Raw genomic sequence first — 19,476 nt, forward strand, 5'->3', positions numbered from 1 at the left:
ACGCTGCGCATGAAAAGAGGACGCCCGAAGGCGCCCTCCCCAGTGCTTGCGCTTACTGCGGCAGCTTGTCATCGACGCCTTTGACGTAGAAGTTCATGCCGAGCAGCGTAGCGTCGTCGGCGACTTCGCCGTCCTTGAGCCATGGCGTGCCGTCCTGCTTGGCAATCGGCCCGGTGAAGGGGTTCCAGCCCTCGACGATCTTCTTCTCGGTGGCTTGCGCCATCGCCTTCACGTCATCGGGCATATTGGTGTAAGCCGCCATTTTTACGGCGCCGTCCTTGATGCCCAGCCAGACGTTGCCGGGCTTCCATGTGCCGTCGAGCACGGCCTTCACCCGGCTGATATAATAGGGTCCCCAATCGTCGACGATCGAGGTCAACTGCGCCTTGGGAGCGAACTTGATCATGTCCGAAGACTGGCCGAACCCCTGCAGGCCGCGCTCTTCGGCGACTTGCAGGGCAGCGGTCGAGTCGGTGTGCTGGACGATAATGTCGGCACCCTGGTCGAACAGGGCCTTGGCGGCGTCGGCTTCCTTGCCCGGATCGAACCATGAATTGACCCAGACGATCTTCGCCTTGAAGTCCGGGTTGACCGACTGTGCGCCGAGCATGAAGGAATTGATGCCCATCACCACTTCGGGGATCGGGAACGAAACGATGTAGCCGGCGACGCCCGACTTCGATTGCTTGGCGGCGATCTGGCCGAGGATGTAGCGGCCTTCATAGAAGCGCGCATTGTAGATGCCGAGATTGTCCGACGTCTTGTAGCCGGTCGCGTGCTCGAACTTAACGTCGGGGAATTTCTTGGCGACCTTCACTTCGGGGTCCATGAAGCCGAAGGAAGTGCCGAAGATGATCTTGCATCCTTCGCGCGCCAGACGCTCGAAAGCACGATCGGCATCGGGACCCTCGGAGACGTTCTCCAGGTATGCGGTCTCGACCTTGTCGCCGAGCGCCTTCTCTACGTCCAGGCGGCCCTGGTCATGCTGGTACGAATAGCCGAAATCGCCGATCGGGCCGGTATAGACCCAACAGGCTTTCAGCTTTTCCTGTGCTTCGGCGGTCGCCGCCAGCGACAATGCTGCCGCCGTGGCCATCAGCGCAATAAGCAGTTTTTTCATCGTGTTACCTCTCTGAGTTAAGCCCTGGAGCTTCCCGGCTGTCTTTTATTATCAACGATCCGGAACGAATGGCTGCCCCAAGGAAGCCGGTGTGTTCATCATCGTCAAACGCTTGTTGCGCGAGATTAGAACGAGAACCACGATGGTTGCCAGATAGGGCAACGAAGAAAGCAGTTGCGAAGGAACCGGAATGCCAAAAGCCTGTGCATGAAGCTGGCCGATCCATACCGCGCCGAAGATATAGGCGCCGGCCAGCACCCGCCATGGCCGCCATGATGCGAACACGACCAGCGCCAGCGCGATCCAGCCGCGCCCGGCGGTCATGTTCTCTACCCATTGCGGCGTATAGACCAACGACAGGTGGCCCCCGGCAAGGCCTGCACAGGCGCCGCCGAAGATCACTGAGAGATAGCGGTAGCGGATGACCTGGATGCCAAGTGCATGGGCCGATGTGTGGCTGTCGCCGATCGAGCGCAGCGTGAGTCCGGTGCGGGTCTTGAACAGGAACCACATGACGGCGGCGGTCAATGCGATCGAGATGTAGAAGATCGGGTCCTGGCCGAACAACAACCTGCCGATGACCGGGATCGCTGTCAGGCCGGGAATGTCGAGGTTTGGCAGCCTCGCGCCGGGCTGGCCGACAAAGCTGGTGCCCATCATGCCGGAAAGGCCGAGGCCGAGCAATGTCAGCGACAGACCGGTCGCCACCTGGTTCGTGGCCAGCGACAGCGTCATGACGGCGAACAGCAGCGAAAACACCGCACCCAAGGCGATCGCCGCCAACAACCCGATCCACGGCGATCCGGTGAGATAGCCGGCGCCGAAACCGCCGACCGCCCCCATGATCATCATGCCTTCGACACCGAGATTGAGCACGCCGGAACGTTCGACCACCAGCTCGCCGATCGCCGCGATCAGCAAAGGCGTCGCCGCGGTTGCGATGGTCAAAAGAATGTTGACGGTGATGTCCATCAGCGGGCCTCCTCCAGCTTCGGTGCGGATTCAAGCTTCGGCGCGGCAAAGCCAATCAGACGAATGCGGTAGTGAATGAGCGTGTCGCAGCCGAGCACGAAGAACAGGAGCATGCCCTGGAACACGCGCGCCACCTTGTCGGAGATGCCGAGCGCGCTTTGCACCGCCTCGCCGCCGAGATAGGTCAGCGCCAGCACCAGGCCCGCCGCGACGATGCCTAGTGGATTGAGCCGGCCGAGGAACGCCACGATGATGGCGGTGAAGCCGTAGCCGGGCGAAATGACCGGCTGCAACTGGCCGATGGCGCCGGAGACTTCCGAGATGCCGGCAAGTCCGGCCAGCGCACCCGACAGCATGAAGGCGAAGAACACCATCCGGTTGATGCCGAAGCCAGCGAAGCGCCCTGCCCTGGGACTTGAGCCGAGCACGCGGACCTCGAAGCCTTTCAGCATGCGGCTCATCAGGATCCAGACCAGCACCGCCGCGACCAGCGCAAAGACAAAACCCCAATTGGCGCGGCCGGAGGCCGGCATCAATTCCGGCAAGATGGCCGAGTCGTTGAACTGTATCGTCTGCGGGAAGTTGAAACCCTTAGGATCGCGCCAGGGACCACGCACCAGCCAGTCGAGAAACAGCTGCGCGACATAGACCAGCATCAGGCTGGTCAGGATCTCGTTGGTGTTGAAGCGCGTCTTGAGCAGAGCCGGAATGGCGGCGTAGGCGGCGCCGCCGATCATGCCGAACAGCAGCATCAGCGGCAGCACCAGCGGGCCTTCAAACTGCGGAAACAGCACCGGAATGCTCGAGCCGACGATGCCGCCCAGGATGAATTGGCCTTCCGCGCCGATGTTCCAGATATTGGCCCTGTAGCAGACCGACAGGCCGACCCCGATCAGAATGAGCGGTGCCGCCTTGATCGCCAGCTCATGCAGCTGCCAGACCTGACTGATCGGCTCGATGAAGTAAATTTGGAACGCCTTCAAAGGATTGACGCCAAGCAGCGCGAACAAGATGGCGCCGGCAATGATCGTCAACACGAATGCAATGAAGGGCGACAGCGCCGAGAACAGCATCGAGCGCTGTGGCCGTTTGACGAGTTCGAGGCGCATCATGACGTCTCCAGAGCGTGTTCGGCGTGGCCGGGCTCGGCCCCGCCCATCAGCAGTCCGACCTTTTCGAACGTGGCCTCAGCGATCGGCAAAGGCTTCGACAATTCGCCATTGTGCATCACCGCGATCGCGTCGGATATTTCGAACAATTCGTCGAGATCCTGGCTGATGACCAGCACTGCCGAGCCGCTGCGCGCCAGTTCGATCAGCGTCTGGCGAATGTGGGCGGCAGCACCGGCGTCGACGCCCCACGTCGGCTGATTGACGACCATCACGCTTGGCCTGCGGTCGAGTTCGCGGCCGACGATGAATTTCTGCAGATTGCCGCCTGAAAGCGCTGCCGCCTCTGGATCCGGAGCGCTCTTGCGCACATCCATCGCTTTGATGATGCGCTGGGCAGCGGCATAGATTGCATCGCTTTTGACCATTCCACCGGCGCCGACAAACACCTTTCCATCGGTGGCATGGCGCGACAGAAGCAGGTTTTCCGAGAGCTTCATTCGCGGCGCCGCACCGTGGCCGAGCCGCTCTTCCGGCACGAAGGCAGCGCCCATCAACCGCCTGCCGGTGATGCTGAGGCCGCCGGCATCCTTGCCGCGGATGCGCACCGAAGCGGCATCCTGCTGCGGCGCCTCGCCGGAAACGGATTCGAAGAACTCGCCCTGGCCGTTGCCGGCGACGCCTGCAATGCCGATCACTTCGCCGGCGCGCACCGTCAAGTTGATGTTCCTGAGCGGGATCGAGAACGGCGTTGCCGGCTTGCGGCTGAGCGCGCGGATTTCAAGCAGCGGCTGCGCGGTCTCGATACCCTGGGCCGGCGCGCGCACCACGGCCTGCACGTCGTTGCCGACCATCATGCGCGCCAGTGATGCTGCGGTTTCCTTGCGCGGGTTGCAATGGCCAACCACCTTGCCGTGGCGCAGCACGGTGGCGCGGTCGCAGATGCGCTTGACCTCTTCAAGGCGGTGCGAAATGTAGAGGATGGACTTTCCTTCCGAGCGCAGCCGTTCGAGCGTCTCGAACAGTTTGTCGGCTTCCTGCGGCGTCAGCACCGAAGTCGGCTCGTCGAGGATGATGAGCTGCGGCGTCTGCAGAAGGCAGCGGATGATCTCGATACGCTGGCGCTCACCGACAGACAGGTCGCCGACCAGCGATTGCGGGTCGAGCGGCAGGCCATAGCTGTAGGAAAGCGCCCTCGCCTTCGCGGCAATCGTGCTGATCGGCGAACCGTCGTCCAATGACAGGGCGATGTTCTCGGCCGCCGTCAGTGCCTCGAACAGCGAAAAATGCTGGAACACCATGCCGATGCCAAGCTTCTTCGCAAAGCCGGGATTAGTGATCGTGACCGCCTGACCGTTCCAGAAAATCTCGCCCGAATTGGGCTCCAGTGTTCCGAACAGCATTTTTACGAGCGTCGACTTGCCGGCGCCGTTCTCGCCGAGCAGCGCGTGGATTTCGCCTTTCGCGACGTTGAGATCGACATGGTCGCACGCTGTCAGCGTGCCGAACGTCTTGGTGAGGCCACGAACCTCAAGCAAGGTTGCGCCGTCCTGATTTGCACTCACAGTGCCTCCCATCTGGTTTGCCAGATATGTTCTGTGTTCCCGCAGGCATGGTATGCGCGGCCTGCTGTCGTCGCAAAGCGGCACCCGTCTTGAAAGAGCTTCAAGAATTTCAGCGGAAACCTAGCGCATCGGCCCGAAAATCGAAATCGATTTTCGGAAAAGCACCATGCGTAGGCTCATGGGATAAGAATGGTTGTTCCGGTCGTCCTGCGACCTTCAAGGTCGGAATGCGCCCTGCCGGCATCCCTAAGCGCGTAGCGCTGGTTGATCTTGATCTTGACCGCACCGCTGAGCACGATTTCGAACAACGCGGCGGCGGATGCTTCCAGGTCTTCGCGTTTGGCGTTGTAGACGAACAGCGTCGGACGGGTTGCGAACAGCGAACCTTTCTGCGCCAGCAACGACATGCTGAACGGCGGGACCGGGCCTGACGATTGACCGAAGCTGGCGAACATGCCGAGCGGCTTCAGGCAATCGAGCGAGGCAGGAAAGGTGTCGTTGCCGACCGAATCATAGACGACGTCGCACTTCTTGCCGCCGGTGATGGCGAGGACGCCGGCGACGAAATCCTGCTCGCGGTAGTTGATGACATGGTCGAAGCCATGCGCCTTGGCGAGCTCGATCTTGTCGGTAGAGCTGGCGGTGCCGATCACGGTTGCGCCAAGATGCTTTGCCCATTGGCCGAGGATCAGCCCGACACCGCCGGCCGCCGCGTGAAACAGGATCGTGTCGCCCGCTTTCACCTTGAAGGTACGGCGCAGCAGATACTCCGCCGTCATCCCTTTCAGCATCATGGCGGCCGCCTGTTCGTCGCTGATGCCGTCCGGCACCTTCACGACGCGGTCGGCGGCGATCACGCGCTGCTCGGCATAGGCGCCAGTCGTCACGGCGTAGGCGATGCGATCGCCCGGCTTCAGCCAGTCGATATCCGCGCCCACTTCCAACACCAATCCGGCCGCCTCGCTGCCGGGTATAAGCGGGAAACCGCCTGGCGGAGGATAAAGGCCGGAGCGATGATAGACGTCGATGAAATTGAGGCCGATCGCCGTGTGTCTGACCAGGATTTGCCCCGAGCCGGGTTGGCCCGGCTCGGCGTCCTCATAGGTCAGAACCTCCGGACCGCCATTGACGTGGATACGGATCGCTTTGGACATTTTCTGGCTCTCTCGGGATCAGGCGCTCTTGGGGATCAGGCTTTCTTGTCATCCGGCTTTGCGCCGAGATTTGGAAAGAGCTGCATGATACCGCCGATGCAAGCGAGGTAAAGCCCGGTGACCGTGATGCCGATCTTGGTGAAGACACTCACCTGCTCGCCCAAAACGCCGATCTGGTCGTAGAAAGCGGCAAGAGCTGCCTGCGCCAGGGCCAGCGCTCCGAAAGCGCACCATAGCAGCGTCATGCCAAGGTTGATCGGGCGCAGCCGCACCACCCGCACCGGGTGGATGAAATAGATCGGCATGAAGGTCAGGATGCCGGCCACCACGACCACGGCGAAGGAAACCCATTGTCCCGGATCGATGACGAACAGCGTGAACACCACCATGTTCCAGACCACCGGAAACCCCTTGAAAAAATTTTCCTTCGTCTTCATGCCGGTGTCGGCATAGTAGATCGCGCTCGATACCACGATGATCGCCGCCGACAGGAACGACAGGCCCTCGCCCATGAAGCCACGCTGATAAAGCGCGAAGGCCGGTATCAGCACGTAGGTCACGTAGTCGATGATGTTGTCGAGGAGTTCGCCCGACCACGTCGGCAGGATTTCCTTGACCTCGAGTTTCCTGGCGATCGGCCCGTCGATACCGTCGACGAATAGCGCCAGTCCCAGCCACCAGAACATCGCTGTCCAGCGCTGCTCGCTCGCAGCCACCAGCGACAGGAATGCCAGGAACGACCCCGACGCGGTCAGCAGGTGGACCGAAAACGCGCGTGCCTGCGGCCACGTGACTTTCTTTTTCGGCCTTGGAATCCTGTCCGTGATTTTCCTGGCCGTTATTTTTTTACTCACGGGCCCCGCCAGTCCAGCTTGCAGATTTCGGCCGAGCGGCCGGCAAAATTCCAGTTGCGGCCGAAGGCCCGCATCTTGCTCTTGTCGGACCTGGCCACGATGATTTCCGGTGCGATCCAGTACTCCGAATTGCTGATCACCGTATCCTTGTCGCGGTCCTTGCCGGCAATCGGCGTCACCGCCCCATCGATGATTTTCGGTATCTGGAAGACCCGCGTCCTGTCGCGCGTCTCATAAGTGATCGGCGCTTGCTCGACGCCGAGGAACTTTCCGACCAAGATGGAGAGCAGTGAGGTGGTTCCGCCGGCCTTGCCGGTGAAAATTTTCGTCAATGCCTTGACCGCATAGACCGAGGCGCGCTTGTCGATGAACAGTCCGGCCGTCCAGTTGCCGCGGCTCATATAGCCGGGGATTTCCATGACCAGCCCAAGGTTGAGACCGGACAGGTCGACCTCGCCGAAATGGCCGGCATCGATGCGGAACCCTGCCCAGGTCTGACAATAGCCCTCGGTCGGCGGATGATTGCCGAGAGACAGCACGCAAGGGCAAAAAACCGTGCAATTGCAGGAGAGCACCAGCTCTCCTTTCATTGCCCAGCTTTGATCTGCCATCGAATTCTCTCCCCTTATGCCGAGACTACTAGCAGGGCGGTTGCCCAGACAAGCAGTATCGCACCGGCGACCCGGGTTGGCAGCCTGCCCGCCGTCTGTTTTTCGATCAAGGTGAACAGGCCGATCAGCGCCATCCAGAACACGTTCATCACACCGACAGCGAACATCACCAGCATCAGCGCCCAGCAGCAGCCGAGGCACCAGACGCCCTGCTCCATGCCGAGCCGGAAAATGCGGCCGGGCCTCGCGCTCCAGTTCGAAAACAGGATCGAGAACGGGTTTTTGCATTTTGTCAGGCAGGCTTCCTTCAGGCCGCTGAACTGGTAGAGGCCGGCAACCAAAAGCGCGGCTGCTCCGGTCGCTCCGACCACTGGATCGAGCATCTGCACAGATGAGGCGAAGGTGTGGACGGCGAGCGTCAGCGCCGCAAACACTACCGACGCTGCCAACCACACGCTGAGGTAACCGGCGACCAGGACCAGCGGATGGACGACCGGTTCGCCCTTGATCCGCGCAGTATCGGCGATCTCGCAATAGGTACGGATCATCGGCGCCGCCGAGGGCAGCATGGTGGCGATCGCCATCAGGAACCACATGACGATGAACGCTCCGGCCTGCGCGCCGACGCCTCCGTCGAGCGGCGCGGGTGCGAGACAAAGGGTGAAGAAGCGCTCGAGAAAATCCGGCAGCGGCAGCTCCGGCAGATATCTGAGCATCGTGTCGCCGGGTGCATCGATGCCGGGAACCCGGCTTTCGGCGCCACGTATCGCCATGGCGCCAAGAAGCAGCCATGCCAGGAGGACGCCTGCCCCCAAGACGATGTTCACCGTCAGTCGAGGATTGCGCGAGACGCTTGCCGTGGCACGGCCGACACGGTCGAGATGGCTGAAATCATGGTCTTGGCCGGTCATGGCAATCGAATGGGCCGAATCGCCGCGTTGATCAAGCCGCATGATCTGACCTATATGCCTATCAGGTCGGACCGACCGCCTCGCCTCGCAACCGGGAAGCCGAATTTGGACCATCGGGAGACAGCACGGATACTGGTTGCCGGCAGCGGCCCGGCAGGGCTGATTGCGGCGCTTGGCTTCGCAGATGCCGGCTTTCCGGTGACGCTCGTCGGACCTGAGGCAAATGGCCAAGACGGCAGAACGACGGCCTTGATGAACCCGGCCCTGAAGATGCTTGAGCGGTTGGGCGTCCTCGACGAGGTGAGATCCCAGGCCGCAGCGCTGAAGGTGATGCGCATCGTCGATGCAACCAGCCGGCTGATCCGCAGCCCGGTGGTCATTTTTCGCGCCAGCGAAATCGGCGAGGAGCAGTTCGGGCTGAATTTACCCAACAGCGCGCTCAACCCCGCGCTTGCCGGGGCTGTTGCCGCGCATTCCGGCATCGTATGGCGAAAATTGATGGTGGAGAGCTGGCGCCTCGACGCCGATCATGCCCATGCGGTCCTGTCTGACGGCAGTGAGATCGCGGCATTGCTGGCGGTCGCTGCCGACGGGCGTCTGTCGCCGGCCCGCGAGGCTGCCGGCATCTCGACATCCGCCCGTTCCTACCCGCAGGCGGCATTGGTTCTCAATTTCGGCCACCGCAGCGATCACGCTTTCACCTCGACCGAATTCCACACCGAGACCGGTCCGTTCACCCAGGTTCCCCTGCCCGGCAACCGGTCCAGCCTTGTCTGGGTGGTAGAACCGGAAACAGCGAAGGAACTCGCCGCATTGGACGACGCGACGCTTTCGACGCGGGTCGAACTGCGGATGCAATCGATGCTGGGCCGGGTGTCTGTCGAGCCCGGCCGGCAGATCTACCCGCTTTCGGGCGTGACGCCGCGGTGCTTCGCGCGTAACCGGGTGGCGCTTGTCGGCGAAGCCGCCCATGTGTTCCCGCCGATTGGCGCGCAAGGTCTCAACCTTGGTATCAGGGACATCGACGATCTGATTGGAATTGCTTGCGAAAACAGGCCCGATCCAGGCGCCGTCAAGGCACTTGCAGCTTATGATTTCAGGCGTCGGCCCGACATTGTGGCACGCAGCAGCGCGGTCAACCTGCTCAACAAGTCGCTGCTCTCGGACATGCTGCCGGCACAGATGGCCCGAAGTGCCGGCCTCGGCGTGCTCGGCGGCTTCGCGCCGCTGCGCGCCTTTTTCATGCGCGAGGGCTTGCTGCCCGGCAGTGGTTTTGCGGCGCTCGCCGGCGGATTAAGGAAACAAATCCGGCGGTAGCACGCCCTCGGGCGGGGCTAGCCCGTAGATTGACGGGGCGTCAAGCGCTTCGGCATTGAATTGACGCGGCGTCTGCGCCAAATAGAGCCAGGCATCAGCCCTAAAGTCGGGCTCGATTTTTGTAGCGTAATGCGTAAATTCAAGGTCTTAGGGAGTCTGCGCATTCCAAGGCCGCACGGCATTCCCGGGACTTAGTGGTGAGTACGATGAAGACAGCCAAATTTTCGATCGGACAGGTGGTTCGCCACCGGCTGTTTCCGTTCCGCGGCATCATTTTCGATGTCGATCCGCAGTTCGCCAACACCGACGAATGGTACGAGGCGATCCCCGCGGATGTGCGGCCGCGCAAGGACCAGCCCTTCTACCATTTGCTCGCCGAGAATTCGGAAACGGAATACATCGCCTATGTGTCTGAGCAGAACCTGCTCGAGGATCAGTCTGGCGAACCGGTGCGGCATCCGCAGATCGGCGAGATGTTCGACAAGAGGCCGGACGGGCGCTACGCGCCGAGACGCCAGTCAAGACATTGACATGGCGAGATTGCGGGCCTGACTGGGATCAGGAAATGGCCGGCCGGAACGAAAAAAAGCGGGGCATGACCCCGCTTTTTCTTGTTCGCTTGGGCGCGATCAGTTGGCGGTCTTCGCCTTGTCCTGCTCTTCCTTGAGCTTCTTGGCGAAGTCCTGGTTGTTCTTGGCAACAAAATCCTGAAGCTTCTTCTGCCGATCCTCGATATCCGACTGCTGCAGCGGCGGCCCGTCGAAGGCGCCGCTGAAGCCGGTCAGCGCGATCTTGATAGGGTTCGGCTGGTTCTGGAAATTGACCGAGGTCAGCGTCAGGTTCGAACCCTTCTTGAAGGAGGCGACGAGCTGGTCGGTCAGCGGCACTTCCGCCACGCAGCGGTCGGGGAAGCAGATCACATAATCGAGCTTCTGCGCCTTTCCGGTATCGATCTGAAGGCCAATGCCGGGAGGAACCAGGCGACCGGTCGGAACCGTCACCTGAAACACCTTGCGGTTTACCTTGCCCTTCAACTCGATCAGGCTGACGCCGGTGACGAGTTGGCCGTTGCCGGCAGTGGTGATGTTTTGGACATTGCAGATGTCGACGTCTTCCTGCTTGGTGCAGGCTTTGAACCAGCCCTGCGGAATCTGCTGTTGCTGCTGCGCAAAAGCAGCAGGAAGTTGTGCGCCCAAAAAGCCGACCACGCCAGCGGCCAGGACCGACAGGCGGTACGCGTTGCTGTTCAGGCTCGTCATATCGTGAACTTCCTCTCAAATAATCCCAGGGCCGGCTTTTTCGCGCCGTGTGGTCCAGCTACCTGTTGCCAAAATGAGGCAACAGAATGACTCGGACGGCGTGTTACACCGCAAGTGGTGCCGAATCCAGCCCGATACTCGCAATTCTTGAACTCGCGATTGGCCGCCAGGTGGCCGGCTCATGTTAGGGTGCGCTCCGAATCATCAAGCCGACCCAGTAAGGAGACGGTCATGGGCCGCGTTCTTGTTTGGCTGATCGCCGCGATCTCGTCTATCACCCTTTCGCTTCAGCCAGCTCTGTCGGAGCCGAAACACGCGATCGCCATGCAAGGCGAGCCGGCGCTGCCGGCCGACTATACGCATTTCAACTACGTCAATCCCGATGCGCCCAAAGGCGGCAGCATCACCTATTGCGTCGTCGGCAGCTTCGACAATCTCAACCCGTTCATCTTGAAGAGCCTGCGCACGACGGCGCGCGGAATGATGGATAAGATCTTCGGTAATCTCGTCTTCGAGCCGCTGATGCAGCGCAATGACGATGAAGCCTTCAGTCTTTACGGCCTGCTTGCCGACACTGCCGACATGGATCCAGAGCGCAAGAGCATCGAATTCCATCTTGATCCGAAGGCCAAGTGGTCGGATGGCCGACCGGTGACTGCGGACGACGTGCTATTCACTTACGACGTCTTTACCGAAAAAGGCCGGCCACCCTACAGCGCCCGTATGAGCATGGTCGCCAAACTCGAAAAAACCGGCGACCGCAGCGTGCGCTTTACATTCAACGACAAGGCCAACCGCGAGACTCCGTTGATTATCGCGCTGACGCCAATTCTGCCGAAGCACGCTTTCAACAAGGAGACTTTCGACAGGACCACGCTGAAACCTGTGATCGGCAGTGGCCCGTACACCGTGGCGCAGGTGGCGCCCGGCCAGCGTATCGTGTTCAAGCGCAACCCAGATTATTGGGGCAAGGACATCCCCACCAAGCGCGGTTTCGATAATTACGACCAGATCACCATCGAATATTTCCTCAACGCCAACGCCAAGCTGGAAGCTTTCAAGAAAGGCATTTGCGCCATCGATGACGACAGCGATCCGGTCAAGCGCGAGCGCGATCTCAACTTCCCGGCCTTCCACAAGGGCGACGTGATCGCCGAAACGTTCGACACCGGCATCCCGCCAGTGGTGACGGGGTTCCTGTTCAATACACGGCTGCCGAAGTTTTCCAGTCCGGTCGTTCGACGCGCGCTCGGCATGCTCTACGACTTCGAATGGGCCAACAAGAACTTGTTCGGCGGCAAGTACATGCGCACCATGAGCTATTGGCAGAATTCCGAGCTTTCCGCGCTCGGCCATCCGGCCGACGATAGGGAAAAGGCGCTTCTGGCACCCTACCCGGGCCGTGTGCCGGCCGATGTCATGGACGGTACCTGGCGGCCACCCGTCGCCGACGGCTCGGGTCAGGACCGCAAGGTGCTGAAGGCCGCGTTCGATATATTGAAAGGCGCGGGTTATACCTTGCAGGATGGAGCGATGCACGATCCAGAGGGGAAACCCTTCGGCTTCGAGATCCTGACCGCCTCGCAGAACGAGGAGCGTCTTGCCGCCATCTACCAGCGCACGCTGGCGAAGATCGGCATCGATGTCACCATCCGCAGCCTTGACGGCGACCAGATCCAGTCGCGCAAGCAACGTTTCGATTTCGAGGTGCTGATCGGCACCAGCGGCTTCGAGAACTCGCTGTCGCCCGGCATCGAGCAGGTCGGGCGCTGGGGATCCGCTGCCGCCAATGCCGAAGGGTCATTCAACCTCGCCGGCGTCGCCGATCCGGCAATAGATGCCGCACTTACGGCGATGCTCGACGCCCGCAGCCGCGAAGATTATGTTGCCGCCGTCCGGGTTCTCGACAGGTTGCTGATCTCCGGCAACTACATGGTTCCGATGCAGCACAACACGCAGCAATGGCTTGCCTACTGGAGCTACCTGGAACATCCTGAAAAGACGCCCATATCAGGCTATCGACTGCCGACGTGGTGGCGCAAGGCGAACTGAACACAATCCGAACCGAAGGTCCGCGTCAGCGAAAACTAGACCCCCGGTTCTGCTTGCCGACCTCCGGATGAGGTCATGCCCAAAAGAAAAGCTTCCCCTCCTGACAGGAGATCATGATGAGCGAACTGAACTCCATCACCGTCGACGTCGTGTCCGACGTCGTCTGCCCGTGGTGCTTCATCGGCCAGAAGCGGCTCGACAAGGCGATTGCCGCGGCAAGCGATATCGACGTGCATATACGCTGGCGGCCGTTCCAGCTCGACCCGACCATCCCCCCCGAAGGCAAGGATCGCCGCGAATACATGGTGGCCAAGTTCGGCAGCGACGAACGCATCCGCGAGATCCACGCCCGCATCGAGCCACTGGGCGAAGCCGAGGGGATCAACTTCGCCTTCGCCGCCATCAAGGTCGCGCCCAACACGCTGGACGCGCACCGTGTCATCCGCTGGGCTGGTGCCGTCGGCGAGGTCGTGCAGAACCGGCTGGTGCGACGTCTGTTCCAGTTGAATTTCGAGGAAGGCGCCAATCTCGGCGACCATCTCGTGCTGATCAACGCCGCCCGCGAGGCCGGCATGGATGCATCCGTGGTCGAGACGCTTTTGCCGACGGACGCCGATGTCGAGGCGGTGCGCACCGAAATCGCCACCGCTTCGCACATGGGCATCACGGGCGTGCCGTGCTTCCTGCTTGAAGGCAAGTATGCGGTGATGGGCGCGCAAGACATCGATACGCTCACCGACGCCATTCGCCAGGTTGCGGCGGCCAAGACGCGGGGTGAGATGGAGAAGGCGAACTGAATACACCGTCACCTTAAAAATCGGTGGCCGTTGCTGCTGGTGCGGGTCAATCCCTTGGCTGACTGACTTGCAGGAAACGGCCCCTAGCTCCGGCTGTTTCCGTGGGCGAGCTTGGCGACATCGCTGCAGCAGCGCTTCAGCCAGCGCCATTTCCGGTCACTTTTTCGGCCGCCGCCAGGTCGACATGCCAACAAAGACGTGTCGAAGACGGCACGTTTTTGCGCGCCTCTGTCTTCCGCGGCATAAAATCGGCTGATCGACTTTTCACAAAACTGTGTGAAGGGCTTCCCTAAGGGAAAGTGCCCACGTTCGCATATGTCGGCCGACAAGCCATTGAAATTATAGGGACAATATGCCTTCGGGAACGAGACCGCATGACATGGCGGTCCTGAATTCTGTTGCTTGATGGCAACGCCGAGTGGGTCAATCCCCCGGTAGGCCGAGAAAAGATAATGGAAAATGATCAATTGGTGTTACTGTCTGTAACAAAACTAAAAGAGGTTTGGGCGGATAGTGATTCGGGTCGGTAGACCAGAGCGACATTCAATATCGGAAAAATGGCTCCGCGGTGCCGCAAGGCCGCCGCTCCTGACACCGGTTTCCTCGATGCGCAGCTTCTGGGGACTGATGCGGGCCTACTGGTTCTCGGACCGCTGGGTGGAGGCCTGGACGCTAACGCTGGTCATCGCGCTATTCACCGCGCTCTCCAGCAAGGCTGGCGTCTGGTTCGCCGAAGCATCCGGGGAACTGGTCAACTCGATTGCCTTTTATCACGATGCCGCGAACACTACGCCGCTCGCATCGCTGCTTACCAACGCCGGCATGCTCATCCTTCTGGTCGTGCTCAAGGACGCGGGCTTTACCGGCATCCGCACCTTTGTCTCGGCGACGCTGCATCGCAAATGGCGCGGCTGGCTGGACAGCCGTTTCAACGAAGCGCTTCTCGACACCAACCATACGCATTTCCACGCCCAGCATGGGTCCTCCGGCGCCGCCGCTCCCGACAACATCGACCAGCGCGTCCAGGAATCGATCAAGGACATGACCGGCGGAGCCATCGGCCTCGCCATTGGGGTCATGGCTGTCGCCACATCGCTTTATTTCGTCGGCCAGAAACTGCTTGAAACCTCGGTAGAGGTGAAAGGGCTTGAGTTCCTCGGCAGCTATGGCAGCGCGGTCCTGGCTTTCCTGGCGGTCGCCATATACGTGCCACTGAACACCTGGATCGCGGTGAAGGTCGGCAGACTGCTGGAACGGCTCAATATCAGGATGCAGCAGTCCGAAGGCAGTTATCGCGGCGAGCTGACCACGTTCCTGCGCCGTAGTTTCCACGTCGCCGCGTCACAGGGCGAAAATGTGCAAAAGACGATGCACGACCGGCTTTATGTCGACATCGACCGCACCTGGGCGCGGCTGAACATCGTCAACACCGGCTACCGTTCGTTCGAGCTGATCTACAATTTCATCGGCGCCCGCATTGTCGCCTATGCGCCGGGCCTCGTGCCTTACATCCACAACCGTTTCGACCTCAAGGGCTACATAACCGGCTCAGAGATGGTCAACTCGCTGATCAGTCAATGCTCGTGGTTCATCCATGTCATGCCTTCCATCGCGGCGCTGCGGGCTAACAGCCAACGCGTGACTGAACTCGCCAACGCGATCGAAAATGTCCAGCATCCGCAGGAATTCTACAGTCTCACCGGCTGCTCCGATTTCCGCTACGACCGCCAAAACCCGGTTTTCGGCTTGACCATCCAGAAGCTGGAGCTGACCCATCAGGGCGAGGACGCCTCGCCCTTCCTGAGCGCCGCGAATTTGCGCTTCCGACGCGGCGAGTGGACGTTCCTGAAGGGTGAATCAGGCTGCGGCAAGACATCGCTGATCAAGGCGATCAACGGCTTGTGGCCCTATGGCCGCGGTACCATCGTATTCCCGGAAGGGGTCGAAAGTTTCTATGCCGCCCAAGAGGTCAAGCTGCAACAGGTCTCGCTGAAGCAACTGGTCTGCCTGCCCGGCTCAGAGCACGATCACACCGACGCGCAGGTTGCGTCGGCTCTGCACAGAGCGGGCCTTGGCGATTTCATCGAACACATGGCTGATGAAAGCCGCGAGGGAATGAACTGGGACCAGGTGCTTTCGGGTGGCCAGAAACAGAAGCTGGTTGTCGCTCGTATCGTCCTGCAGCAGCCGGGCCTGCTGTTCCTCGACGAAGCGACCGGCGCGCTCGATCCCGAAGGGAAGATCGCTTTCCATCAGGCGATCAAGGACAATTGTCCAGACGTCACGGTGATCTCAATCATGCACGAGGCCGTGCCGCCAAGGTCGCTTTCGGGCGCCGAATTCTACCACAGCATCGTTACCATCGCGGACGGTGTCGCGACCAAGAAGCCGTTGGCGCCAAGCCTGCCGGTCGAGCTCACCACCATCCTCGCGCACCCAAGGCCGGTCGAGGAAAAATGGCTGCGCTTCCCTCGCCGCATCAGGCAGAAATAGCGGCGACATGACGATTGCTGCCCATTGTTGGGTCCTGCCTCGCCGCAGCGCATCCGACAGCGATCACAGTCTTGCGATCTGACCCATCCGCAGCCGTTTTCAGCCGCCATTGCGATTGACTCGGCCGGGCGCCCTCCTATGTTCCGCCGGCTTGCAGCGCAAATGACGCTGTAGCACTTTTGATTTTGGGCATGATCCTCTTCCGAAAGCCGAATTCGATTTTCGGGGTCATGCCTTGACCCGCGAGCAGAAAGGTCACCGCGCCATGCCTGGCGACAGTCACAGTCGAACGCAACCGCCGTCCGCCTGAACGTGACCTGACCGGTTCACGTCCTGCCGGGCGGCAAGGAGTGAGCCATGAACGAATCTTCCCTCGTAGCGCGCGGCGATGCCACCGCGATCGCCCGTATCCTCGCAAACGATCATGTCGCCGACATTGTCGAGGCACTGAACCGGGAGCCTCGCGAAATAGCGACGGAACTGCTCTGTGAAGTGCCTTTCGAGCGGCTGGTCGAGATATTCGACCAGCCCGAGCTTGATGGCGCGTCCGAGCTCGTCGAGGCGCTGCCTCGTGTCAAAGCGGGTAGACTCCTCGCCGCCATGTCGGTCGACCGCGCCGCCGACATATCGCGCCATCTGGCGGAGCCGGCACGTAGCGAGCTGCTCGACGGCCTCGCGCCGCCGTTGCGCGCGACGCTGCTAACGATTCTTGGCTATCCCGAAGGCAGCGCCGCCTCCATCATGACGACGGAATATGTCAGCGTGCCCTCGGACTGGACCGTGGGCCGTACGCTGGACCATATCCGCAAAGTGGAGCGGACCCGCCAGACCGTCTACGCGATCTATGTCGTCGACCCGCGGACGCACGTCCTCGTGCGCTCGACCGGCCTGCGCCGGCTGATCACCGGCGAGCCGGACGATCCGATCATGGCGATCGCTCCAGATCGCTTGCCGGTGACCGTTTCGCCGCTGACCGACCGCGAAAAGGTTGCGCACCTCATTTCCAAGTATGACCTGCTCGCTGTCCCGGTCGTCGAGAACGGGAAGATACTCGGCATCGTCACCGTCGACGACATCATCGACACGATGATCGAAGAGACGACGCAGGACGTCCATCGTTTCGGCGGCATGGAGGCTCTGGAAGAGCCCTACATGAAGATGAGTTTTCTCGCCATGATCCAGAAACGCGCCGGCTGGTTGTGCGCGCTGTTCATCAGCGAGATGCTGACGGCCAATGCGATGCAGAGCTATGAAGGCGAGTTGGAGAAGGCTGTTGTGCTGACCCTGTTCATTCCGCTGATCATGAGTTCCGGCGGCAATTCCGGCTCGCAGGCGACCTCTCTGGTCATCCGAGCGCTGGCGCTACGCGAGATCGGCCTTGGCGACTGGTGGCGGGTGGCCCTGCGCGAACTACCGGCCGGACTGGTGCTTGGATCGATCCTCGGCGTCGTCGGCGTCTGCCGCATCACGTTGTGGCAGTATCTAGGCCTCTATGATTACGGCCCGCACTGGCAACTGATCGCCGCAACCGTCGGTGCTGCACTGATCGGGATCGTCACCTTCGGCTCGCTGTCGGGATCGATGCTGCCGTTCGCCCTGAAGCGGATCGGCTTCGATCCGGCCAGCGCGTCGGCCCCGTTCGTCGCCACGCTTGTCGATGTCACCGGATTGGTGATCTATTTTTCGGTGGCGCTGGTGATCCTGCGCGGCACGCTGCTGTAACAACTCTCGCGCTTCCGTCGCGGCAATCTCGCTGCCGCGATGGGTTCTTGGCGCGTCAGACGCGCTCGCCGTCCTTCACCCGGTAGGTCGGCTTGTACATGGTGACGAGTTCTTCCGCCGCGGTCGGATGCACGGCCATTGTGCGATCGAAGTCATCCTTGGTCAGCCCCGCCTTCAGCGGAATGCCGAGAAGCTGCGCCATTTCGCCGGCATCTGGTCCGAGGATATGGGCGCCGAGCACCTTTTTCGAGGCGCCGTCGACTACCAACTTCATCAGCATCTTTTCGTCGCGGCCGGACAGTGTATGCCGCATCGGCCGGAAGGTGGCGCGGTAGACCTCGATGTCGGAAAAACGCTTTATGGCCTCGTCTTCCGACAGGCCGACCGTACCGATCTCGGGCTGCGAAAAGACAGCGGTGGCGATCGTATCGTGGTCGGGCGCGGTCGGGTTGCCCTTGAAGACGGTCTCGACGAAACACATGGCCTCGTGGATCGCCACTGGCGTCAACTGCACGCGGTTGGTGACGTCGCCGATCGCCCAGATGTTGTCGATATTAGTGCGGGAGTATTTGTCGACATGGATCGCGCCGGTCTTCGACAATTCAATGCCGACACCTTCCAGACCCATGCTCTCGGTGTTGGGCAGACGCCCGATGGCGAGCATGACCTGATCGATCGTCAGCACCTCGCCCCCGGTGACGACGGCGTCTAGCCGTCCGTCCGGGCGCTTCCTCACCCATTCGGATACAGCATGGCAAAGTATCCTTATCCCCTTCTTTTCCATCGTCTCGTGCAGCATGCGCCGCAGATCCATGTCGAAGCGGGAGAGGATCTCCTTGCCGCGATAGACAAGCGTGGTGTCGACGCCGAGGCCGTGAAAGATGTTGGCGAATTCGACGGCGATATAGCCGCCGCCTTCGATCATGATTGCCTTCGGCAATTCCTTCAGGTCGAAGGCCTCGTTGGAAAAGATGCAGTGCTCATGGCCGGGCAGAGCGGGGTGCGGTGCCGGGCGGCCGCCGGTGGCGATAAGAATCTGGTCGGCGGTGACGGTGCGGTCCTCGCCGAGAAGATGCACCACATGGGGATCGACCAGCATGGCGCGCGACTGAAACGTCTCGCCGCCGGCGCCTTGCACATTCTTCCTGTAGATAGCCTCCAGCCGGCTGATTTCGCGATCCTTGTTGGCAACCAGTGTTTGCCAGTCGAAGCTCGCCTGCGGCACGGTCCAGCCATAACCGGCGGCGTCGGCAAAGTGTTCGGGAAACTGGGAGGCATAGACATAGAGCTTCTTCGGCACGCAGCCGCGAATGACGCAGGTGCCGCCATAGCGGTATTCCTCGGCAATGCCGACGCGCTTGCCTAGTGCTGCCGCGACGCGCGCCGCCCTCACCCCGCCGGAGCCGCCGCCGATAACGAAAAGATCGTAGTCGTAACCGGCCATGGTGCGGCTCCTTGCCCTTCAAAATGTCTGAGACAGGTAGGCTGCAAACCATCAAAAGAAAAGCCCGGACCACCACGCCACGCATGCTGTCGGATG

General features: G+C 61.1%; 16 protein-coding genes. 6 read left to right on the forward strand and 10 right to left on the reverse strand.

Annotation, left to right across the window (positions count from 1 at the left end; genetic code table 11):
- Positions 1-52: 52 nt before the first annotated feature.
- The 8 genes from CIT25_RS22905 to CIT25_RS22940 all read right to left on the reverse strand — a co-directional run bounded on the left by CIT25_RS22905 (position 53) and on the right by CIT25_RS22940 (position 8,338).
- Positions 53-1,120 (reverse strand): BMP family ABC transporter substrate-binding protein, encoded by a 1,068-nt coding sequence (locus tag CIT25_RS22905; RefSeq protein ID WP_095486798.1) that lies wholly within the window; start codon positions 1,118-1,120, stop codon positions 53-55.
- Between the two features lie 51 nt (positions 1,121-1,171).
- Positions 1,172-2,092, reverse strand: a complete 921-nt coding sequence (locus CIT25_RS22910; protein ID WP_095486799.1) for an ABC transporter permease — start codon at positions 2,090-2,092, stop codon at positions 1,172-1,174.
- Positions 2,092-3,204: an ABC transporter permease gene (locus tag CIT25_RS22915; RefSeq protein WP_095486800.1), complete on the reverse strand. Its 1,113-nt coding sequence runs from the start codon at positions 3,202-3,204 to the stop codon at positions 2,092-2,094. Before CIT25_RS22915 ends, CIT25_RS22910 begins: the two co-directional genes overlap by 1 nt.
- Complete coding sequence (locus tag CIT25_RS22920) at positions 3,201-4,778, reverse strand: ABC transporter ATP-binding protein (RefSeq protein ID WP_167391085.1); 1,578 nt, start codon at positions 4,776-4,778, stop codon at positions 3,201-3,203. Before CIT25_RS22920 ends, CIT25_RS22915 begins: the two co-directional genes overlap by 4 nt.
- A 164-nt stretch (positions 4,779-4,942) precedes the next feature.
- Positions 4,943-5,920 (reverse strand): quinone oxidoreductase family protein, encoded by a 978-nt coding sequence (locus tag CIT25_RS22925; RefSeq protein ID WP_095486801.1) that lies wholly within the window; start codon positions 5,918-5,920, stop codon positions 4,943-4,945.
- Positions 5,921-5,955: 35 nt separating this feature from the next.
- A complete protein-coding gene (gene pcsA / locus CIT25_RS22930; protein WP_164547211.1) occupies positions 5,956-6,774 on the reverse strand; it encodes a phosphatidylcholine synthase in 819 nt (272 codons plus the stop codon).
- Positions 6,771-7,385 (reverse strand): DUF1326 domain-containing protein, encoded by a 615-nt coding sequence (locus CIT25_RS22935; protein WP_095486803.1) that lies wholly within the window; start codon positions 7,383-7,385, stop codon positions 6,771-6,773. Before CIT25_RS22935 ends, pcsA begins: the two co-directional genes overlap by 4 nt.
- Before the next feature lie 14 nt (positions 7,386-7,399).
- Positions 7,400-8,338 carry a DUF2182 domain-containing protein gene (locus tag CIT25_RS22940; protein WP_095486804.1) on the reverse strand — a complete coding sequence of 313 codons (939 nt, stop codon included), beginning with the start codon at positions 8,336-8,338 and terminating at the stop codon, positions 7,400-7,402.
- A gap of 63 nt (positions 8,339-8,401) precedes the next feature.
- On the opposite strand from CIT25_RS22940, the gene CIT25_RS22945 reads away from it, so the two are divergent.
- Both CIT25_RS22945 and hspQ read left to right on the forward strand, forming a co-directional pair.
- On the forward strand, positions 8,402-9,613 hold the full coding sequence (locus tag CIT25_RS22945; RefSeq protein WP_095486923.1) for a UbiH/UbiF family hydroxylase: 1,212 nt from the start codon (positions 8,402-8,404) through the stop codon (positions 9,611-9,613).
- A 206-nt stretch (positions 9,614-9,819) separates the two neighbouring features.
- Positions 9,820-10,143, forward strand: a complete 324-nt coding sequence (gene hspQ, locus CIT25_RS22950) for a heat shock protein HspQ (RefSeq protein ID WP_164547210.1) — start codon at positions 9,820-9,822, stop codon at positions 10,141-10,143.
- A 99-nt stretch (positions 10,144-10,242) separates the two neighbouring features.
- On the opposite strand, the gene CIT25_RS22955 is transcribed toward hspQ, so the two are convergent.
- Positions 10,243-10,872, reverse strand: a complete 630-nt coding sequence (locus CIT25_RS22955; protein ID WP_095486806.1) for an invasion associated locus B family protein — start codon at positions 10,870-10,872, stop codon at positions 10,243-10,245.
- Between the two features lie 231 nt (positions 10,873-11,103).
- On the opposite strand from CIT25_RS22955, the gene CIT25_RS22960 reads away from it, so the two are divergent.
- The 4 genes from CIT25_RS22960 to mgtE all read left to right on the forward strand — a co-directional run bounded on the left by CIT25_RS22960 (position 11,104) and on the right by mgtE (position 17,936).
- On the forward strand, positions 11,104-12,924 hold the full coding sequence (locus tag CIT25_RS22960) for an extracellular solute-binding protein (RefSeq protein WP_095486807.1): 1,821 nt from the start codon (positions 11,104-11,106) through the stop codon (positions 12,922-12,924).
- Positions 12,925-13,040: 116 nt separating this feature from the next.
- Positions 13,041-13,721, forward strand: a complete 681-nt coding sequence (locus tag CIT25_RS22965) for a DsbA family oxidoreductase (protein ID WP_095486925.1) — start codon at positions 13,041-13,043, stop codon at positions 13,719-13,721.
- Positions 13,722-14,327: 606 nt separating this feature from the next.
- Positions 14,328-16,214 (forward strand): ABC transporter ATP-binding protein/permease, encoded by a 1,887-nt coding sequence (locus tag CIT25_RS22970; protein WP_167391086.1) that lies wholly within the window; start codon positions 14,328-14,330, stop codon positions 16,212-16,214.
- 357 nt (positions 16,215-16,571) lie between these two features.
- Positions 16,572-17,936: a magnesium transporter gene (gene mgtE, locus CIT25_RS22975; RefSeq protein ID WP_095486809.1), complete on the forward strand. Its 1,365-nt coding sequence runs from the start codon at positions 16,572-16,574 to the stop codon at positions 17,934-17,936.
- Between the two features lie 55 nt (positions 17,937-17,991).
- On the opposite strand, the gene gor is transcribed toward mgtE, so the two are convergent.
- Entirely contained in the window at positions 17,992-19,380 is a 1,389-nt protein-coding gene (gor, locus tag CIT25_RS22980) for a glutathione-disulfide reductase (protein ID WP_095486810.1), read from the reverse strand.
- Positions 19,381-19,476 lie beyond the last annotated feature (96 nt).

Origin of the sequence: Mesorhizobium mediterraneum (genome assembly GCF_002284565.1) — a bacterium.
Taxonomy (GTDB): Bacteria; Pseudomonadota; Alphaproteobacteria; order Rhizobiales; family Rhizobiaceae; genus Mesorhizobium; species Mesorhizobium mediterraneum.

Coding starts and splice junctions, on each gene's coding strand:
- CIT25_RS22905 (WP_095486798.1), bottom strand. CDS start 1,120: ATGAAAAAACTGCTTATTGCGCTGATGGCCACGGCGGCAGCATTGTCG.
- CIT25_RS22910 (WP_095486799.1), bottom strand. CDS start 2,092: ATGGACATCACCGTCAACATTCTTTTGACCATCGCAACCGCGGCGACG.
- CIT25_RS22915 (WP_095486800.1), bottom strand. CDS start 3,204: ATGATGCGCCTCGAACTCGTCAAACGGCCACAGCGCTCGATGCTGTTC.
- CIT25_RS22920 (WP_167391085.1), bottom strand. CDS start 4,778: ATGGGAGGCACTGTGAGTGCAAATCAGGACGGCGCAACCTTGCTTGAG.
- CIT25_RS22925 (WP_095486801.1), bottom strand. CDS start 5,920: ATGTCCAAAGCGATCCGTATCCACGTCAATGGCGGTCCGGAGGTTCTG.
- CIT25_RS22935 (WP_095486803.1), bottom strand. CDS start 7,385: ATGGCAGATCAAAGCTGGGCAATGAAAGGAGAGCTGGTGCTCTCCTGC.
- CIT25_RS22940 (WP_095486804.1), bottom strand. CDS start 8,338: ATGCGGCTTGATCAACGCGGCGATTCGGCCCATTCGATTGCCATGACC.
- hspQ (WP_164547210.1), top strand. CDS start 9,820: ATGAAGACAGCCAAATTTTCGATCGGACAGGTGGTTCGCCACCGGCTG.
- CIT25_RS22955 (WP_095486806.1), bottom strand. CDS start 10,872: ATGACGAGCCTGAACAGCAACGCGTACCGCCTGTCGGTCCTGGCCGCT.
- CIT25_RS22960 (WP_095486807.1), top strand. CDS start 11,104: ATGGGCCGCGTTCTTGTTTGGCTGATCGCCGCGATCTCGTCTATCACC.
- CIT25_RS22965 (WP_095486925.1), top strand. CDS start 13,041: ATGAGCGAACTGAACTCCATCACCGTCGACGTCGTGTCCGACGTCGTC.
- CIT25_RS22970 (WP_167391086.1), top strand. CDS start 14,328: ATGCGCAGCTTCTGGGGACTGATGCGGGCCTACTGGTTCTCGGACCGC.
- mgtE (WP_095486809.1), top strand. CDS start 16,572: ATGAACGAATCTTCCCTCGTAGCGCGCGGCGATGCCACCGCGATCGCC.
- gor (WP_095486810.1), bottom strand. CDS start 19,380: ATGGCCGGTTACGACTACGATCTTTTCGTTATCGGCGGCGGCTCCGGC.